Genomic DNA, 14,610 nt, shown 5'->3' with positions numbered 1-14,610 from the left:
CTCCACAGGGTCATGGAAACTCCCATGCGGCGGGCAGAGCAGCCCCTGCGAGCTTGACGGCGTCATCATGAAAGGCACCACCATGCGCCCTGCGTTCCGCGCCCCCGTCATCACTGCCGTTGCTGCTGCCGCCGCCCTCTCCCTGGCCGGCTGCGGCGCCATGGTGTCGGCGGCTCCGGCCTCATCCTCCCCGGCCGCTTCCGCAGTTGCGTCGGCTACTCCGAGCACTTCAGCCTCCGCCGGGGGCGGCGCCGGTGCCGGTGGTGCCGCGAAGCCGGGGACCTCACCGTCGCCGGCTCCGGCTGTCGAGGTCAAGACGTTCACGTTCCCGAACGGCCACGTGTCCTTCAAGTACCCGGCCGACTGGAAGGTTGAGCTCTTCACCGGCTCCGGCTCGCCGTCGGACTCGGCCACGGCGACGGTTGTGGATGCCAGCGGCACCAAGCAGGCCACCGTGTACTCCGGGCGGATCGCCGACGGCGTCTCCCACCCGGTAACCCGCACAGTCTTCGAGTCCGCGCCCGTACCCGGCCTCGCGTCGCAGCCTGCCCCGGCCGCCCACTACGCGTTCTACGTGGACCGGATGGACAGCAACGCGACCTACCGCATGCACTTGGCGGCCGGGGCCCCCAAATCAGGACAGGGCTCCGCGCTGGACGGCATCATCCGTGCCGGGGACGGCGTGATCGTGGCGGACGTGCAGTTCATCGAGAAGCCCTTCGCCAGTGACGCCGCGGCCAAGTCCTGGCTGGCGGGCACCGAAGGACAGGCTCTCAAGGCGCTGCTGCTGAGCATCTCGTACAGCTAGCTCCAAGTTCCGCTGGCCGGACGCTTCCTCAGCTTTGGCGGGGTCTGGCCGGACGCTTCCTCGGTCGCTAGGAATGCGCGGCAGTGCAGGCGTCAATCTGGGCCTGGACGATTCCGCCGTAGTAGGCCACCAGCTCGTCAAAGTCCCAGCCGTCGAAGAGCCCCAACGTCCGGACCGTTTCGCCGAATCCGGTCATCAGCGCGGTGACCGTCGAGGCATAGCGGCGGTCCGGCGTCGCATCCCCGATCAGCTTCGCGATGCTGCCGAGGTAGCGTTCGCGCAGTTCGTTCCGTGCCGCGTCCGGGTCCGGGGCATCGTGGACATTGATCGGAATGATGGCCCAGGGTTCCTGCATGCCGCGTTCCCGCCGCATCAGCACGCGGAAGACCAGCGCGCCGCCGAGCTCGGACGCCGGGACTGTCAGCTCGGTGAGCAGTGACTCGTCCGGCTGCACCGCCGCGAACAGCTTGGCCTTGGAGATGAACAACTTCATCACCAGGGCCGCCGAAACCCCGGCCTCCGCGGCGATGTCGCGGACCGTCACGGCCCGGTAGCCCCGTTCGCCGAACAGCCGGCCCGCCGCCGTGAGGATGGACTCCTGGCTGGGGCTGCTCATGCCCGCACCGGCTCCCCGCCGGTCCGTCCTGTGCCGGCCACTTCTGCGCCGGCCTCTTCGGGGACGTGTCCGGCTATAAGGTCCACGGTCACGGACCGGTTGTCGACGGCGAGCTTCCGCGCCACGGCTTGATGAGTCACGGGATGAAGCATAGTCACTATGTAGCGTCCGGCGGCGGGCAGCGGAAGCGTGTACACGCCATCGTCGTCCGTCCTGGCAGTGTCCACATGCTCGCCGGTGGCGTGCAGCAATGCCACCATGGCGCCGGCCACGGGCTCGCGGCCAATGGCCGCCCGGCCGCTGATTTCCAGCCGTTCCTGCAGGAGGAAATTCTGCTTCAGCGTGCGGCCGTCGAAATCGAAGACCTCGGCCATCGGCGCCCAGCCCGCGGCGTTGGCCACCACGAGGTACTTCCCGGCGCCCGGCAGCGCAACGGAATAGTTGCCGTCGGTGTCTACGCGGCTCCAGTCCACCGGCTCGCCCTCCGTCTGGAGGACGGTGACGACGGCGGGCGTGAGCGGGCGGTGGTCCGGTGCCAGGACGCGCCCCTGCACCACCAGCTCTGCCGCCGCCGGCGCGGCAGGGCGGTGGGTGGCGATGCGGGGAATGAAGATGGCGGCGAGGACGGAAGCTGCGGACGCCAACGCGGCCATCCAGAAAACATCCCTGAAGGCATCGAAGGAGGGCAGCAGGGCGGCGCCGAGCGGAATGGTGACGGAGGTGAGTACGGCGGCGACTGCGGCGCTGGAGATTGACGTGCCAATGGAGCGGACCAGGCTGTTCAGGCCGTTGGCGGAGGCGGTTTCCGTGATCGGGACGGCACTCATGATCAGCGTTGGCATGGCGGCATAGGCAATGGCCGTGCCGACGCTCACCACCGTGGAGCCGATGATCACCCACATGATGGAGTCGTAGAAGAACACCCGGCCCACGTACCCGACGATCATCACGCCCGCGCCGGTCATCAGCGCGGATCTGCCCCCGAAGTGCCGGATGATGCCGCCGGACACGGGGGCGAACACCACCATGGCCAGTCCGGACGGCACCATGCAGAGGCCGGCGGTGATGACGTTCAGTTCAAAGCCGTAGCCAGTGGCGGCGGGGAGCTGAAGCTGCTGGGTGGTCAGGAGCATGTTGGCAAACATCGCGAAACCGATCAGCAGCGACGCGAGGTTGGTCATCAGGACAGGCCGCCGCGCAGTGGTGCGGAGGTCCACCATGGGCTGGCCCACCCTGAGCTCGTAGGGAATCCAGACGGCCAGCAGCAGCGCCGCCGCGAGGAACAGCAGGAGCACGGGTTCCGAGCCCCAGGCGCCGCCCTTGGAAATGGCGAGCAGCAGCGACCCCAGTGCGGCCGAGAGCACCAACGCGCCCGCGTAGTCGAAGCGGCCGGGAGTGCGCACCTTGGATTCCGGCACCACGAGCACCACCGCCAGCAGCAGCAGCGTGCCTGCGGCCGCGGAAACCCAGAAAATCGACGTCCAGCCGAGGCTTTCATAGAGAATACCGGCGAGGGGCAGGCCCAGGGCGCTGCCGATACCCAGGGTGGCGCTCATAAGCGCCACAGCCGAGCCCATCTTCTCCTTGGGCAGTTCATCGCGCATGATGCTGATGCCCACCGGGATCAGCGACGCGGAGAACCCTTGGAGCGCCCGCCCGATGATCAGCCACAGAAAGGTCCCGCCCAGGGCAGCCATGACGGAGCCGGCCACCATGATGGCCAGGCAGATGACCATCATTTTCCGCTTGCCATACATGTCGGCACTGCGGGACACGATCGGGGTGGCGACGGCGCTGGCGAGGAGCGTGGCGGTCACCAGCCAGGATGCGTCATCAGGAGTGACCGACAGAATCCGAGGAAAGTCGGGCAGCAGCGGCACCACCAGGGTCTGCATGAGCGCCACAAGAGTGCCGCTGAGCGCCAGGACTGCCGTGATGGCGGACGGGCTGCGGGTCGGTTTCTGGGCGGGGTGTGCTGTCATGTGCGGCAGGCCTTTGTGGGGGAGGTGTGTGCCCGGGTGAGGGTGAACGGGCGTTTACTCCTTCCGAGTGAACCATCGTTCACCCCTGTCTGGCAAGGCGCCTGGGAGTTATTCTGGCCACTCGGACCAATTACGTGACGCAAACCTTTCGTAATCTTCGGAAGGGTAGGCTAGCCTTACTTGGGTTCGCTTCAATCACCTAAGGAGTTCCGTGACTTCCCCCCTCTTCCTCGGCCGGCAGGCCGTTATCGGCGGCGCTGCTGCCGCCGGCACGACGCGCCGTTCCCTGTTCAGGACCGCCGGCAAGGCCGCCGCCGTCCTCGCCGCCGCCGCGCTTTCCCTGACCGCATGTTCGACCGGGCCGGCCTCCACCGCCTCGGAGGCAAGCGCCACATCATCCGCCAGCGCACAGTTCCCGGTGACCATCAAGCACGTCTTTGGCGAAACCACCATCAAGGAACAGCCCAAGCGCGTCGTGACGGTCTCCTGGGTCAACGACGACGTTGCCATTGCCCTGGGCGTGGTTCCGGTGGGCGTGCCCAAGAACGAGTGGGGCGGCAACGACAAGGGCTCCACGCCGTGGAAGGATGCCGCGCTGGAGAAGCTCGGCGCGGGTTTCGGCTCGGACAAGGCACCGGTCCAGTTCTCCGAGGCGGACGGCATCAACTTCACGGAAATCGCCAAGCTCAACCCGGACGTCATCCTGGGCGCCTACTCCGGCCTGACGGAAGAGGACTACAAGAAGCTCACCGAGATCGCGCCTGTGGTTGCGCATCCCGAGCTGGCCTACGGCACCTCCTGGCAGGACTCCACCAGCATCATCGGCAAGGCGCTGGGCAAGGAAGCCGAGGCCACCAAGCTGATCGCCGACACCGAGGCCACCATCAAGGACAAGGTCGCCGCCTACCCGCAGCTCGCAGGCAAGAGCTTCATCTACGGAAACCTCGAGCCGGCCAAGAGCAACGGCGTGAACGTGTACACCGCCAACGACAACAGGCCGCGTTTCCTCAGTGAGATCGGCATGAAGCTCGCCCCGGTGGTGGAAGAGAACTCGAAAGGATCCAAGGAGTTCTTCATCGAGTGGTCCGCGGAGAAGGCCAACGAGCTCGAGTCCGACATTTTCGTGACCTGGGTTCCGGACGCCAAGACCACCAAATCCATCGAGGCGGATCCGCTGCTGGGTCAGATCCCGGCCGTCAAGAACGGGGCCATGGTCGCCGACTCGGACAACACGCTCACCCTGTCCATCTCGGCCTCCTCGCCGCTGAGCCTGCCGTGGTCGCTGGACACGTTCCTGCCGCAGCTGGCCAAGGCCGCAGACGCGGTCTAAGCCCGGTCCAGTAGGCAACCTCCCATGACACCGAGCACGACGCCGGCCCCCACCGCCCAGCGCGAACGTACACTTGGGGCCCCTGTGGCCGCACCTGTTGGGCCCCAAGTGTCCGTTCGCGCCCAGCCTGCCCGCAGGGCCCACGGGCCGCGCGCCGCCTGGCTGCTGGCCGCCGTCGTCGTGCTCGGTGTTGTCTGTTGCGCCTCACTGGCCGTCGGCGCACGGGGCCTGTCCCTCGAAACCGTCTGGCAGGCCCTGACCGGGTTCGACCCGACGAACGGCGACCACGCCGTGGTGCACGCCCGGATCCCGCGGACCCTGCTGGGCCTGCTCGCCGGCGCGGCACTGGGCATGGCCGGTGCCGCCATGCAGGGCGTGGCGCGCAACCCGCTGGCCGACCCGGGCATCATGGGCGTCAACGCCGGCGCCGCCCTGGCCGTGGTCACCGGGATCTACGTCTTCGGCATCTCCTCGCTGACCGGCTACATCTGGTTCGCCTTCATCGGCGCGGCAGCTGCCGCCGTCGTCGTGTACCTCATCGCCTCCATGGGCCGGGACGGCGCGACGCCGGTCAAGCTCGCCCTGGCGGGCGCGGCCCTGAGCGCGGGGCTGTTCTCCCTGATGAACGTCATCCTGGTCTCCAGCCAGGACACCTGGGACCGGTTCCGGTTCTGGCAGGTGGGCGGCATCGCGGGCCGCGACTGGTCCGTGTTGCTGCCCGGCCTGCCGTTCCTCACCGTGGGGGCACTGATTGTGCTCCTGACCGGAAGGGTCCTCAACAGCCTGGCGCTCGGCGACGACGTTGCCCGCGGACTGGGCCAGAACGTCGGCGTCGCGCGGGCGGTCACCGCGCTGGGCATAGTCCTGCTGTGCGGGTCGGCGACGGCGCTCGCCGGCCCCATCGGGTTCGTGGGCCTCGTTGTCCCGCACGCCGTCCGCTTCCTGAGCGGCCCCGACTACCACTGGATCCTGCCGTTCTCCGCCGTAGTCGCACCGGTGCTGCTGCTGGTGTCCGACATCGTGGGCCGCGTAGTCCTGCTGCCCGGCGAGGTCCCGGCCGGCATCATGACCGCCCTGATCGGCGCGCCGGTCTTCGTCTGGCTGGTCCGCCGCGGCAAGGGGGCCGGCCTGTGACCCCGAACCCGGCGAGCCCCAAACCCGCGACCCCCAATTCCGCGACCCCTCTGCGCGAACGGACACTTGGGGCCCCCACGCCCGTGCGCGAAGTGGCAGATAATGCCCCCAAAACCCCGGAAACAGGGCTTCATCTGCCCGTTCGCGCCCCGAACCCGCGCCTGCTGAACCGGACGCTGCTGAACCGGGGCCTGCTGAACCGGACGGCGGTACTGGCCGCCGGCGTCGTGCTTCTGTTGGCCGCCAGTATCCTGCTGGGCAGCTACACCGTGACCATCCCCGACTTCTTCAAAATCCTCGCTGCCCACTTCACCGGCGGCGAGAAGATCCCCGGCGCCAGCTTCATCGTGATGGAAGCCAAGCTGCCGCGGGCGGTCATCGGCACGCTGATCGGCCTGGCCTTCGGGCTCTCGGGCGCGCTGTTCCAGACCATGCTCCGCAACCCGCTGGCCAGCCCGGACGTGATCGGCATCAGCTACGGGGCCAGCGCGGCCGCGGTGCTGGCCATCGTGGTTTTCGGCGCCTCCGGTGCCGCGGTGTCCGGCGCTGCCCTGGGCGGTGCGATGGGCGTGGCGGCGCTGATCTACGGCATCTCGCGCGGCGGATCCCTCGGCGGCGGCAGCCGCGGGAATGCCGCCGGCAGCCGCCTCATCCTCGCCGGCGTGGGCATCGCCGCCGCGCTGCACGCCATGGTCAGCTTCCTCATGACTAGGGCCGACATCCGCACCGCCGCGGAGGCGCTGATCTGGATCAATGGCTCGCTCAACTCCGCCAGCTGGGACCGCGCGGGCGTGTTGGTCCTGACGCTCATGGTCCTGGTTCCGGCTGCCGCCTTTCTTGCCGGGCCGCTGCGCATCCTCGAACTCGGGGATGACGCCGCCGCGGGACTCGGTATCCGTGTGGGTGCCACCCGGCTGGGTCTGGTGCTCACCGCCGTCGCGCTGGCCGCCGTGGCGACGGCGGCTGCCGGGCCGGTGGCGTTCGTCGCCTTCCTGGCCGGCCCCATCGCGCGCCGCTTCACCGGCCGCTCCAGCCTCCCGGCGTCGGCCCTGGTGGGCGCCCTGATCGTCCTGGCGGCGGACTACTTCGCCGCCAACATCGCCCCGCTGCTGCTGGACGGCACCGTCCTGCCCGTCGGCGTCGTCACCGGCGCCCTCGGCGCCCCGTTCCTGCTGTGGCTCCTGGTCACGTCCAACCGAAAGGATGCCTGATGGCTGTTCTGCAAGCCCGGGACCTCACGCTGCAGTACGACCAGCGCCGGGTCGTGGAAAACCTCACGGCGGAGATCCCCGAGGGCAGGGTGACCATGATCGTCGGTGCCAACGCCTGCGGAAAATCCACGCTCCTGCGCGGCCTGTCCCGGCTCCTGAAGCCCGCCGGCGGCATGGTCACCCTCGACGGCAAGGACATCCACTCCCGCCCGGCGCGGGAGCTGGCCCGCACCCTCGGCCTGTTGCCGCAGCACCCGACGGCGCCGGACGGGATTACCGTTCGTGACCTGGTGGGCCGCGGGCGGTACCCGCACCAGGGCTTCTTCCGCAGCTGGTCGGAGACGGACGACGCCGCGGTGCAGCGCGCGCTGGAAGCCACCGAAACGCTGGAGCTCGCCGGGCGGAATGTCGATGAACTCTCCGGCGGACAGCGCCAGCGGGTGTGGATCGCCATGGCGCTCGCCCAGGAGACGGACGTGCTGCTGCTCGACGAGCCCACCACCTACCTGGACCTGGCGCACCAGGTTGAGGTGCTGGACCTGGTCACCGACCTCAACCGCCAGCGCGGCACCACCGTGGCGATCGTGCTGCACGACCTCAACCTCGCAGCTCGTTATGCCGACCATGTCATCGCCCTGAAGGCCGGGCAGATCGTGGCCGAGGGCGCATCCGGAGACGTGATTACGGAGGCGCTGGTCCGGAATGTCTTCGGACTGGAATCCCGGGTGGTCCCGGATCCGGTGTCCGGCACCCCGCTGATCATCCCCCTCGGCAGGCACCACGCCGACCCAAAAGTTCCCACCACAACCCTGGAGATGGCCTCATGAGCGCAGTACAGAACGGTTCCGCCCGCACCTCCACCGCGGACCGTCCCGGCCTCGCCACCGAACCGATGACCCTGGCGTTTGATGTCACCGTCTCAGCCGTGCAGGAGCTGAGCCCGAACTTCCGGCGCGTGACGTTCGGCGGCTACTCGCTGCGCGACTTCGGCGTTCACGGGGACTGCCTGGACCTGCGCATCAAACTTATGATCCCGTCGCTCGCGCCGGAAGGCAGCCGGCTTCCGCTGCCCAAGTTCCGGATGGAGGAGAGCGGCTGGTACCAGGAGTGGCTGGCCATGGATCCGGCCACCCGCGGCTCCATGCGCACGTACACCGTCCGGCAGGCCCGGCTGGACGCCGTGTACCCGGAGATCGACGTCGACTTCGTGATGCATTTCGACGCCGACGGCAACGGCGGTCCCGCGGCGAACTGGGCGCTGACGGCCCAGCCGGGCGATGCCCTCACCCTGATCGGGCCGAACAACCGCGCGGCGCACTGCGTCACCGCGGAGACGTACTCGGGCATCGAATGGCGGCCGGGCCTGGCAGGGCGTGTGCTTCTCGCCGGCGATGAGACGGCTGTCCCCGCGATCAGCGCCATTCTCGAAAGCCTGCCGGACTACATGACCGGGCACGCATTCCTGGAAGTGCCGGAGGCCGGTGACTTCCTGGACCTTCAGACGGCGGCCGACGTCGAAATCACCTGGCTGGCGCGCGGCGCCTCGATCGGGAGGTCCCGGCCGCACGGCGAACTCCTTCAGGAAGCGGTCAGGGCGGCCGTCCCAGTGCCGGGCTGGGTGGGCATCAAGTCCGCTGGGGCCGCCGGCCCGGAGCCCGACGACGTGAACGTTGACCAGGAAATCCTCTGGGAAACCCCGGCCCGCCTCGATGCCGCCGCTGTCAGCGCCACGAAGAACCCGCACAAGCCCGCCGGTGCCCTGCCGTTCTACGCGTGGATCGCCGGCGAGGCAGGCGTCATCAAGGACATGCGGCGCTACCTGGTCCGCGACGTCGGAATCGACCGGAAGCAGGTGGCTTTTATGGGCTACTGGCGTGAGGGCAAGGCCGAGCTCTGACCCCGGACCTTCCTCAGCTTTTGCCGGCTAACCCCGGACGCTTCCTCAGCTTTTGCCGCCTGGTCCGGGACGCTTCCTCAGCTTTTGCCGGCTGAGCCCGGACGCTTCCTCACCCGCAAGGGAATGGCGGCGTTCATCTGGGGTTTCCCTGGGTGTTGCTCCCGGTGTGTACCTTGTCGGGGTGGGTGTCTCTCCATTGCTTCCGGACCGGGGCAGGCGGCGGTTGTTCGTTGCCCTCGGGGATTCCTTCACCGAAGGCGTGGGCGACCGGAGTTCCCGGATGCCGAACGGCGTGCGCGGCTGGGCGGACCGTGTGGCGGAGAGGCTGGCGAAGGCGGAACCCGGCTGGCATTACGCCAACCTGGCGATCAGGAGCAAGCGGCTGCGCCACATCGTGGATGAGCAGCTGGAGCAGGCACTGGCCATGGAGCCCACGCTCATCACCCTCTATGCCGGCGGTAACGACATTCTCGACTTCGGCACGGACATGGACCAGCTCCTGGCCCAATACGAGGAGGTGGTGGCCCGGCTGGCGGCCACAGGCGCCACACTTGTCCTGTTCACGGGGTTCGACGTCAAGGTGTCAGCGGTGCTCGAACCGCTGAAGAAGCGGAACACCCTATACAACCGGCGGGTCCGGGAACTCGCCGCCATATACGGGGCTGTCCTCGTGGACTACTGGTGTTTCGAGGCTTTCCATGACCGTAGGATGTGGGACACCGACCGGCTGCACATGTCCAAGGCCGGGCACAAGTACCTCGCGGCGCAAGTCCTGGACCACTTGGGTGTGCCGCACAAAATCAGCCTCAAAGAGTGGGAGCCGCCGGCCAGGTTAACGCTCCGCGACTGGGAGCGGAGGCAGCGGCGGTGGGTGAATGACTGGGTGCTGCCGCTGTTTGGCCGTAAGCTCCGAGGCGTAACACTGGGTGACAACCTCAGGCCCCGGTGGCCTCAGCCGGTGAAGGTTCCGCGCAAAGGCGGCCTGAAAAAGCTGATGGAGCCGCGCGACTAGTCCAGCAGGTTCTCGAACCCCGGCGCAGTGCGGTTCGCGGCGAATTCCATGACGTCGAAGTCGGCTACGCCATGCACATTGAACGGATCCTTGGCAAGGGACTCGTCGAGGGCCGGACGGTCCGCCTTGGAGAGCAGCACGCCTCCCGTGCGCGGAACCTTGCGTCCGGCGGCGATGAAGATGCCCTCGTCAAAGGCATCCTTCAGCCAGTCCACGTGGGCGTCCAGGTGCTGGTCCACGATCTCTTGGGCAACTTTGTAGGTCAGGGAAACTACGTACATGACCGCCAGCCTACCGCCAGAGCCTTGGCGCCCCGGCGACCCGGCACCGGAACCGGCCTTGAACCGTCAAGCGTCTGTTCTCCTAGGATGGAGTAATGACCGAACCGCGCTGGCTCAACCCCAATGAACGCCGGGCATGGCTTGCCCTGCTGAGCATCAACACCATGTTGCCCGCGTCGCTCGACACCCAGCTGCATTCCGCCGGCAAAGTGTCGCTGTTCGACTACAACGTGCTGGCGATGCTCTCCGAGGCTGAAGGACGCTTCCTGCCGATGAGCGAGCTTGCGGCACGGACCAGCGCTTCCCTCTCCAGGCTCTCCCATGTGGTCACCAAGCTCCAGAACCGCGGCTGGGTGGAACGCCGGCCGCATCCCGGCGATGCCCGCGTCACCACCGCGCACCTCACCGAAGAGGGCATGTCCACCATCGTCAAGCTGGCGCCGGGCCACGTCGAATCCGTGCGCTCGCTGTTTCTCGATGCCCTGACTGAGCGTGACGTTGCGGACCTCGCCCGCATTGGTGAAAAGATCGTGGCCCGCCTGGACGGCAATCACTGGATCCTCCGCGAGCGGCAGCAGTAGCACCCCCCGGACAATGGCGGCACCGTAGGCAATACCCGCACTCCAGGCAATACCCGCGCGGAGCCGTCTTGGTTGCTCCCGGCAACGGGTGGCAGACTTGCTCCCATGGATTTCACCGCCCGCTACGTCGCCCTCGGAGATTCATTTACGGAGGGCGTGGGCGATGACGACCCGACACGGCCCAACGGGGTCCGAGGCTGGGCAGACCGGGTGGCGGAGCAGCTGGCCGCGGCTGACCCAGGCTTCGGCTACGCCAACCTCGCCATCCGCGGACGCAAGCTACGGCAGATCCTGGCCGAGCAGGTGGACGCGGCCATCGCGCTTAACCCCACCCTGGTGACCCTGTACGCCGGTGCCAACGACATTCTCCGGCCCAAGATCGACATCGACGACTTGCTCGCGGACTACGAGGACGCCGTCGGGAAGCTCGCGGCGACAGGCGCTACCGTGGTGCTGTTCACGGGCTTCGACGCGCGGGGTTCGAAGGTCTTCGGCACAATGCGGGGACGTACGGCCATCTACAACGAACTTGTGCGCGGTATCGCCGGGGACCACGGAGCGCTGCTGGTGGACTACTGGCGCTTCAACGAATACTACGACTGGGGCATGTGGGCGAAGGACCGGATGCACATGTCCGCCGCCGGCCACGCCAACATGGCCAAGCGCGTCCTGACGGTCCTCGAACACGAGCACTCCATTGAGGTTCCGCCAATGACTCCCGTCCCGGAGCTCAGCAAGGCGGAGGCGCTCAGGGCCAATGCCCGCTGGGTCCGGGAATTCGCCGCACCGTGGGTGGTCCGGCGGGTTACGGGCAAGTCCTCCGGCGACAACCTCCAGCCCAGGTACGCCCGGCTCATCCGGCTCTAGGCGGGTGGCCCGCCGCCCGATTCAATCCCGGTGCGGCCCGAAACTACCGCCGGAACCCGCCCGTCGCCAGCAGTTCGCCATTTGCACGCACGCCAGCGCCGCGATGTCCCACATGGCGGTGGCGCGGTTGAGCATGGGGACCCGCCGGCCACGATCGCTGTAGCCAGCACATCGGCGGTGACCACTTCCCCTGCGGCGACGGAAACCTGCCGGAATTCCGCGGCTTTTGCTGTGACACTCCAGATGTGGTCCCCGCGTTCAGCGGAACCGGAGGTGGCCAGCGCTGCCCGGGTCCCGCCGGCGGACGTCTTTGCCCCCAGCGGAGCCAAACCCGGCGCCCCCGCCCAGCGGGAAACCGGCCAGCAGCGTCCTCCATGCCGGATCAACAATCCCTGCCCGCCAGGGCGCGTCGGTGCCGGGGTTGGGGGAGCCGCGACAAGCACGTCCCCGCCGGCGTTCAGGCACCAGTTGGCCATGCCGAGCGCCAGCAGCGACGTGCCGGCTTCCCTAATGGCGTGCCCCTTGACGATTCCGGAGAGATCCAGCGCCCCGTCGGGACGCTCCGGCGTGAACGCACCCTCCGTGAGGATCCTCCACTCGGCCGCCTCCTCATATCGCGCCCGCATTTCCGCGGAAGCCCCCCGCAGCGCGAGTTCGCCGCGGGCCAGCCTGCTCGCCTCCGAATCGGGGCGGTAGAGGCTGAAGATGCTGTCCAGTTCAGTGAAAAGGCGTTCGACGACGCCGGTCGCCGCTTCCAGCTCATCAGCCGCAGCCTGGGGTGCTTTGTGCACGTCCGCGGGGACAGCCAGGCTGATCACGGTCCCCATGCAGGTGAAGGTCCGGGCCCGGAGGCGGTGCGCGGTCTCAGAGGTTTGCTGACCCCACCGGTCCGTCGATGAACGGGATCCTGGCGGCCAACAGCAGCATGAGCAGCACGAGCTCCATGCCGGCAAGGCCGGCGACAATGCCCAGCGTCGTGATCATGCCGACCGGTGAGGACAACGCCGTCAGGCCGCCGTCGGCAAGCCAGAGCGCAACCGCAGCGGCCAACGAGGACCACGCCGTCACCGCCACCGTCAGGGCATCGGCGCGGAGGAGCCGGCGCCGGTGCTGGCCGGTGAAGCGGCCGGTCTCCCGGACCGGAGCAGGCCCGTGGGCCAGACGCGCCGGGGTTCCGATCCCGGGGGAAGGCAAGAGCTGTGTGTTCATGGCTCAAGATTCCGCCCCGAGCCTTTGACTTCGCTGTGAGGAGCCTTCTTTACGGATATGTCCTGGAGGCAGGCGCTTAGGGAGGGCTGTTCTATAGCACCGTTCCCCACCGGATTGGTCTTTAATTCGCGTGTCTCGTAGACTTGGTTGGCGCTAGGTGGCGCGGAGCGTGTGCAATTGCTCCGGTTTGCGGTGGCTGTTGGCAGTATTCACAGTCCCGGAGGCCGGTAGTTAGGGGCTCAAGTTGCGTGCATTCCTGTATTCGCCCAGCATCCCGGCACTTCGCAGTGGCTTCCATCGCCAAGTGTTCGTGGCTCATCGTACTCCGCCGCAGTAGACCCGGTTTGCCGGTGTTGAAACGTGCGGACGCGTGAGGCTGGATGCGGACGCCGCCTGCCGCACGGTGAAGCAGAACTCTGCCAGCCGTTTCATTCATTTTTTCAGAGGAGAGTCGTCATGGCAGCACACTGCCAGGTGACCGGAGCCGAGCCGGGCTTTGGACACAGCATTTCGCACTCGCACCGCCGCAACAAGCGCCGGTTCGACCCGAACATCCAGAAGAAGCGCTACTGGGTTCCGTCCCTGCGCCGTAATGTCACTCTGCAGGTCTCTGCAAAGGGCATCAAGACCATCGACGTACGCGGCATTGACGTTGTCGTCGCCGACATCCTGGCACGAGGAGTGAAGCTCTAGTGGCAAAGGACAAGGACGTACGTCCGATCATCAAGCTCAAGTCGACCGCGGGCACGGGTTACACCTACGTAACCCGCAAGAACCGTCGTAACGATCCGGACCGTCTGGTCCTGAAGAAGTACGACCCCAAGATCCGCCAGCACGTCGAATTCCGAGAGGAGCGCTAAACACATGGCTAAGAAGTCCAAGATTGCTCGCAACGAGCAGCGCAAGGTCATCGTTGAGCGTTACGCTGCAAAGCGCCTCGAGCTGAAGAAGACCCTGGTTGACCCGAATGCGACCGACGAAGCACGCGAAGCTGCACGCCTCGGCCTGCAGAAGCTGCCCCGCAACGCCTCCCCGATCCGTCTGCGTAACCGCGACATCATCGACGGCCGTCCGCGCGGTACCTTCCAGAAGTTCGGTATCTCCCGTGTTCGCTTCCGCGACATGGCTCACCGCGGTGAGCTCCCGGGCATCACCAAGTCTTCCTGGTAATCCAGCACCGCTGATTCCAGCTGCTTGAGGAGGGCCGGCAACCACATGGTTGCCGGCCCTCTTCTGCGTTAATCCCTGCCCGTTTGCGGTGTCCGCCGCCGGGTGACGCACCTCATAGAATGAATTACGACGGCGACGCCCGCCTTCCCGGCGCAACACCCCTTGAAATCCGCTGAATTTAGCGGTTTCTGCGGCCCCGTGGCCGGGTTTTGGCTGGGTTGCTTTGGGGGTGGGGTGGGTGTAATGTTTTCCAAGTCGCCGCGCGGGAGACAGCGAAGAGCTGGTAACCGCGGGTGGCCAAATCCCCGAAATCAAGACCATGATCTGGTGACTCTTTGAGGTCGTTTGAGCTTGGTGGGGCTGGTTTGTTTGCCGGTGTGGGTCCTGGAACATGGATTTGCGTCGGGGAGTGAAACCGGGTAAGTTTGAAAAGTTGCTCCGGAGCGATCCTGAACGTTGGTTTGGGTGGTGCCGGGTGTGTCTGTTGTTTGAGAACTCAATAGTGTGCCAAG

The 14,610-nt window shown here is 67.1% G+C and carries 17 protein-coding genes; 12 read left to right on the top strand and 5 right to left on the bottom strand.

The features are described from left to right. The first annotated feature begins 67 nt into the window (after positions 1–67). Entirely contained in the window at positions 68–808 is a 741-nt protein-coding gene (locus AC5RWD_RS20055) for a hypothetical protein (RefSeq protein ID WP_494021693.1), read from the top strand. 67 nt (positions 809–875) lie between these two features. Here AC5RWD_RS20055 and AC5RWD_RS20050 read toward each other — a convergent pair whose 3' ends face one another. Beyond that, a complete protein-coding gene (locus tag AC5RWD_RS20050; protein ID WP_494021692.1) occupies positions 876–1,424 on the bottom strand; it encodes a TetR/AcrR family transcriptional regulator in 549 nt (182 codons plus the stop codon). Next, positions 1,421–3,406, bottom strand: a complete 1,986-nt coding sequence (locus AC5RWD_RS20045) for an MFS transporter (RefSeq protein WP_494021691.1) — start codon at positions 3,404–3,406, stop codon at positions 1,421–1,423. The genes AC5RWD_RS20050 and AC5RWD_RS20045 overlap by 4 nt, the downstream gene beginning before the upstream one ends. Before the next feature lie 211 nt (positions 3,407–3,617). Between AC5RWD_RS20045 and AC5RWD_RS20040 the strand changes: the two genes are divergently transcribed. From AC5RWD_RS20040 to AC5RWD_RS20015, 6 genes are all read left to right on the top strand, one after another. Beyond that, on the top strand, positions 3,618–4,736 hold the full coding sequence (locus AC5RWD_RS20040; RefSeq protein ID WP_494021690.1) for an iron-siderophore ABC transporter substrate-binding protein: 1,119 nt from the start codon (positions 3,618–3,620) through the stop codon (positions 4,734–4,736). A gap of 24 nt (positions 4,737–4,760) precedes the next feature. After that, on the top strand, positions 4,761–5,870 hold the full coding sequence (locus AC5RWD_RS20035; protein WP_494021689.1) for a FecCD family ABC transporter permease: 1,110 nt from the start codon (positions 4,761–4,763) through the stop codon (positions 5,868–5,870). 191 nt (positions 5,871–6,061) lie between these two features. Next, the gene (locus tag AC5RWD_RS20030) at positions 6,062–7,081 is read left to right on the top strand and encodes a FecCD family ABC transporter permease (protein WP_494021721.1); all 1,020 of its coding nucleotides are present in this window, start codon (positions 6,062–6,064) and stop codon (positions 7,079–7,081) included. Further along, positions 7,081–7,908: an ABC transporter ATP-binding protein gene (locus AC5RWD_RS20025; protein ID WP_494021688.1), complete on the top strand. Its 828-nt coding sequence runs from the start codon at positions 7,081–7,083 to the stop codon at positions 7,906–7,908. Before AC5RWD_RS20030 ends, AC5RWD_RS20025 begins: the two co-directional genes overlap by 1 nt. Then, a complete protein-coding gene (locus AC5RWD_RS20020) occupies positions 7,905–8,978 on the top strand; it encodes a siderophore-interacting protein (protein WP_494021687.1) in 1,074 nt (357 codons plus the stop codon). Before AC5RWD_RS20025 ends, AC5RWD_RS20020 begins: the two co-directional genes overlap by 4 nt. Positions 8,979–9,159: 181 nt before the next feature. Further along, the gene (locus AC5RWD_RS20015; protein ID WP_494021686.1) at positions 9,160–9,990 is read left to right on the top strand and encodes an SGNH/GDSL hydrolase family protein; all 831 of its coding nucleotides are present in this window, start codon (positions 9,160–9,162) and stop codon (positions 9,988–9,990) included. On the opposite strand, the gene AC5RWD_RS20010 is transcribed toward AC5RWD_RS20015, so the two are convergent. After that, on the bottom strand, positions 9,987–10,271 hold the full coding sequence (locus AC5RWD_RS20010; RefSeq protein WP_494021685.1) for a YciI family protein: 285 nt from the start codon (positions 10,269–10,271) through the stop codon (positions 9,987–9,989). The two genes, AC5RWD_RS20015 and AC5RWD_RS20010, sit on opposite strands and share 4 nt — an antisense overlap. A gap of 95 nt (positions 10,272–10,366) precedes the next feature. Between AC5RWD_RS20010 and AC5RWD_RS20005 the strand changes: the two genes are divergently transcribed. Then, on the top strand, positions 10,367–10,852 hold the full coding sequence (locus AC5RWD_RS20005; RefSeq protein ID WP_494021684.1) for a MarR family winged helix-turn-helix transcriptional regulator: 486 nt from the start codon (positions 10,367–10,369) through the stop codon (positions 10,850–10,852). A 105-nt stretch (positions 10,853–10,957) separates the two neighbouring features. Further along, the gene (locus AC5RWD_RS20000; RefSeq protein ID WP_494021683.1) at positions 10,958–11,719 is read left to right on the top strand and encodes an SGNH/GDSL hydrolase family protein; all 762 of its coding nucleotides are present in this window, start codon (positions 10,958–10,960) and stop codon (positions 11,717–11,719) included. On the opposite strand, the gene AC5RWD_RS19995 is transcribed toward AC5RWD_RS20000, so the two are convergent. Together AC5RWD_RS19995 and AC5RWD_RS19990 are read right to left on the bottom strand one after the other, a co-directional pair. Further along, positions 11,716–12,546, bottom strand: a complete 831-nt coding sequence (locus tag AC5RWD_RS19995) for an FAD:protein FMN transferase (protein ID WP_494021682.1) — start codon at positions 12,544–12,546, stop codon at positions 11,716–11,718. The two genes, AC5RWD_RS20000 and AC5RWD_RS19995, sit on opposite strands and share 4 nt — an antisense overlap. A gap of 37 nt (positions 12,547–12,583) precedes the next feature. Then, the gene (locus AC5RWD_RS19990; protein WP_494021681.1) at positions 12,584–12,928 is read right to left on the bottom strand and encodes a hypothetical protein; all 345 of its coding nucleotides are present in this window, start codon (positions 12,926–12,928) and stop codon (positions 12,584–12,586) included. A 456-nt stretch (positions 12,929–13,384) separates the two neighbouring features. Between AC5RWD_RS19990 and rpmB the strand changes: the two genes are divergently transcribed. Genes rpmB through rpsN form a run of 3 tightly spaced genes read left to right on the top strand, consistent with a single transcriptional unit; the run spans position 13,385 to position 14,098 of the window. Next, positions 13,385–13,621 (top strand): 50S ribosomal protein L28, encoded by a 237-nt coding sequence (rpmB, locus tag AC5RWD_RS19985; protein WP_003798559.1) that lies wholly within the window; start codon positions 13,385–13,387, stop codon positions 13,619–13,621. Beyond that, a complete protein-coding gene (rpmG, locus tag AC5RWD_RS19980) occupies positions 13,621–13,788 on the top strand; it encodes a 50S ribosomal protein L33 (RefSeq protein WP_003798558.1) in 168 nt (55 codons plus the stop codon). The genes rpmB and rpmG overlap by 1 nt, the downstream gene beginning before the upstream one ends. A gap of 4 nt (positions 13,789–13,792) precedes the next feature. After that, positions 13,793–14,098 (top strand): 30S ribosomal protein S14, encoded by a 306-nt coding sequence (gene rpsN, locus AC5RWD_RS19975; RefSeq protein WP_003798555.1) that lies wholly within the window; start codon positions 13,793–13,795, stop codon positions 14,096–14,098. Positions 14,099–14,610: the final 512 nt, after the last annotated feature.

Source organism: Arthrobacter sp. CMU6, assembly GCF_059090205.1.
Note: the sequence above shows the minus strand (reverse complement) of the source record. Positions and strands in the feature narration are given on the sequence as shown.

Excerpts from the sequence above, each read along its gene's own strand:
- rpmB (WP_003798559.1), top strand. The coding sequence starts at position 13,385 with ATGGCAGCACACTGCCAGGTGACCGGAGCCGAGCCGGGCTTTGGACAC.
- AC5RWD_RS20025 (WP_494021688.1), top strand. The coding sequence starts at position 7,081 with ATGGCTGTTCTGCAAGCCCGGGACCTCACGCTGCAGTACGACCAGCGC.
- AC5RWD_RS20005 (WP_494021684.1), top strand. The coding sequence starts at position 10,367 with ATGACCGAACCGCGCTGGCTCAACCCCAATGAACGCCGGGCATGGCTT.
- AC5RWD_RS19990 (WP_494021681.1), bottom strand. The coding sequence starts at position 12,928 with ATGAACACACAGCTCTTGCCTTCCCCCGGGATCGGAACCCCGGCGCGT.
- rpsN (WP_003798555.1), top strand. The coding sequence starts at position 13,793 with ATGGCTAAGAAGTCCAAGATTGCTCGCAACGAGCAGCGCAAGGTCATC.
- AC5RWD_RS19995 (WP_494021682.1), bottom strand. The coding sequence starts at position 12,546 with ATGGGGACCGTGATCAGCCTGGCTGTCCCCGCGGACGTGCACAAAGCA.
- AC5RWD_RS20045 (WP_494021691.1), bottom strand. The coding sequence starts at position 3,406 with ATGACAGCACACCCCGCCCAGAAACCGACCCGCAGCCCGTCCGCCATC.
- AC5RWD_RS20010 (WP_494021685.1), bottom strand. The coding sequence starts at position 10,271 with ATGTACGTAGTTTCCCTGACCTACAAAGTTGCCCAAGAGATCGTGGAC.
- AC5RWD_RS20055 (WP_494021693.1), top strand. The coding sequence starts at position 68 with ATGAAAGGCACCACCATGCGCCCTGCGTTCCGCGCCCCCGTCATCACT.
- AC5RWD_RS20035 (WP_494021689.1), top strand. The coding sequence starts at position 4,761 with ATGACACCGAGCACGACGCCGGCCCCCACCGCCCAGCGCGAACGTACA.
- AC5RWD_RS20020 (WP_494021687.1), top strand. The coding sequence starts at position 7,905 with ATGAGCGCAGTACAGAACGGTTCCGCCCGCACCTCCACCGCGGACCGT.
- AC5RWD_RS20000 (WP_494021683.1), top strand. The coding sequence starts at position 10,958 with ATGGATTTCACCGCCCGCTACGTCGCCCTCGGAGATTCATTTACGGAG.
- AC5RWD_RS20050 (WP_494021692.1), bottom strand. The coding sequence starts at position 1,424 with ATGAGCAGCCCCAGCCAGGAGTCCATCCTCACGGCGGCGGGCCGGCTG.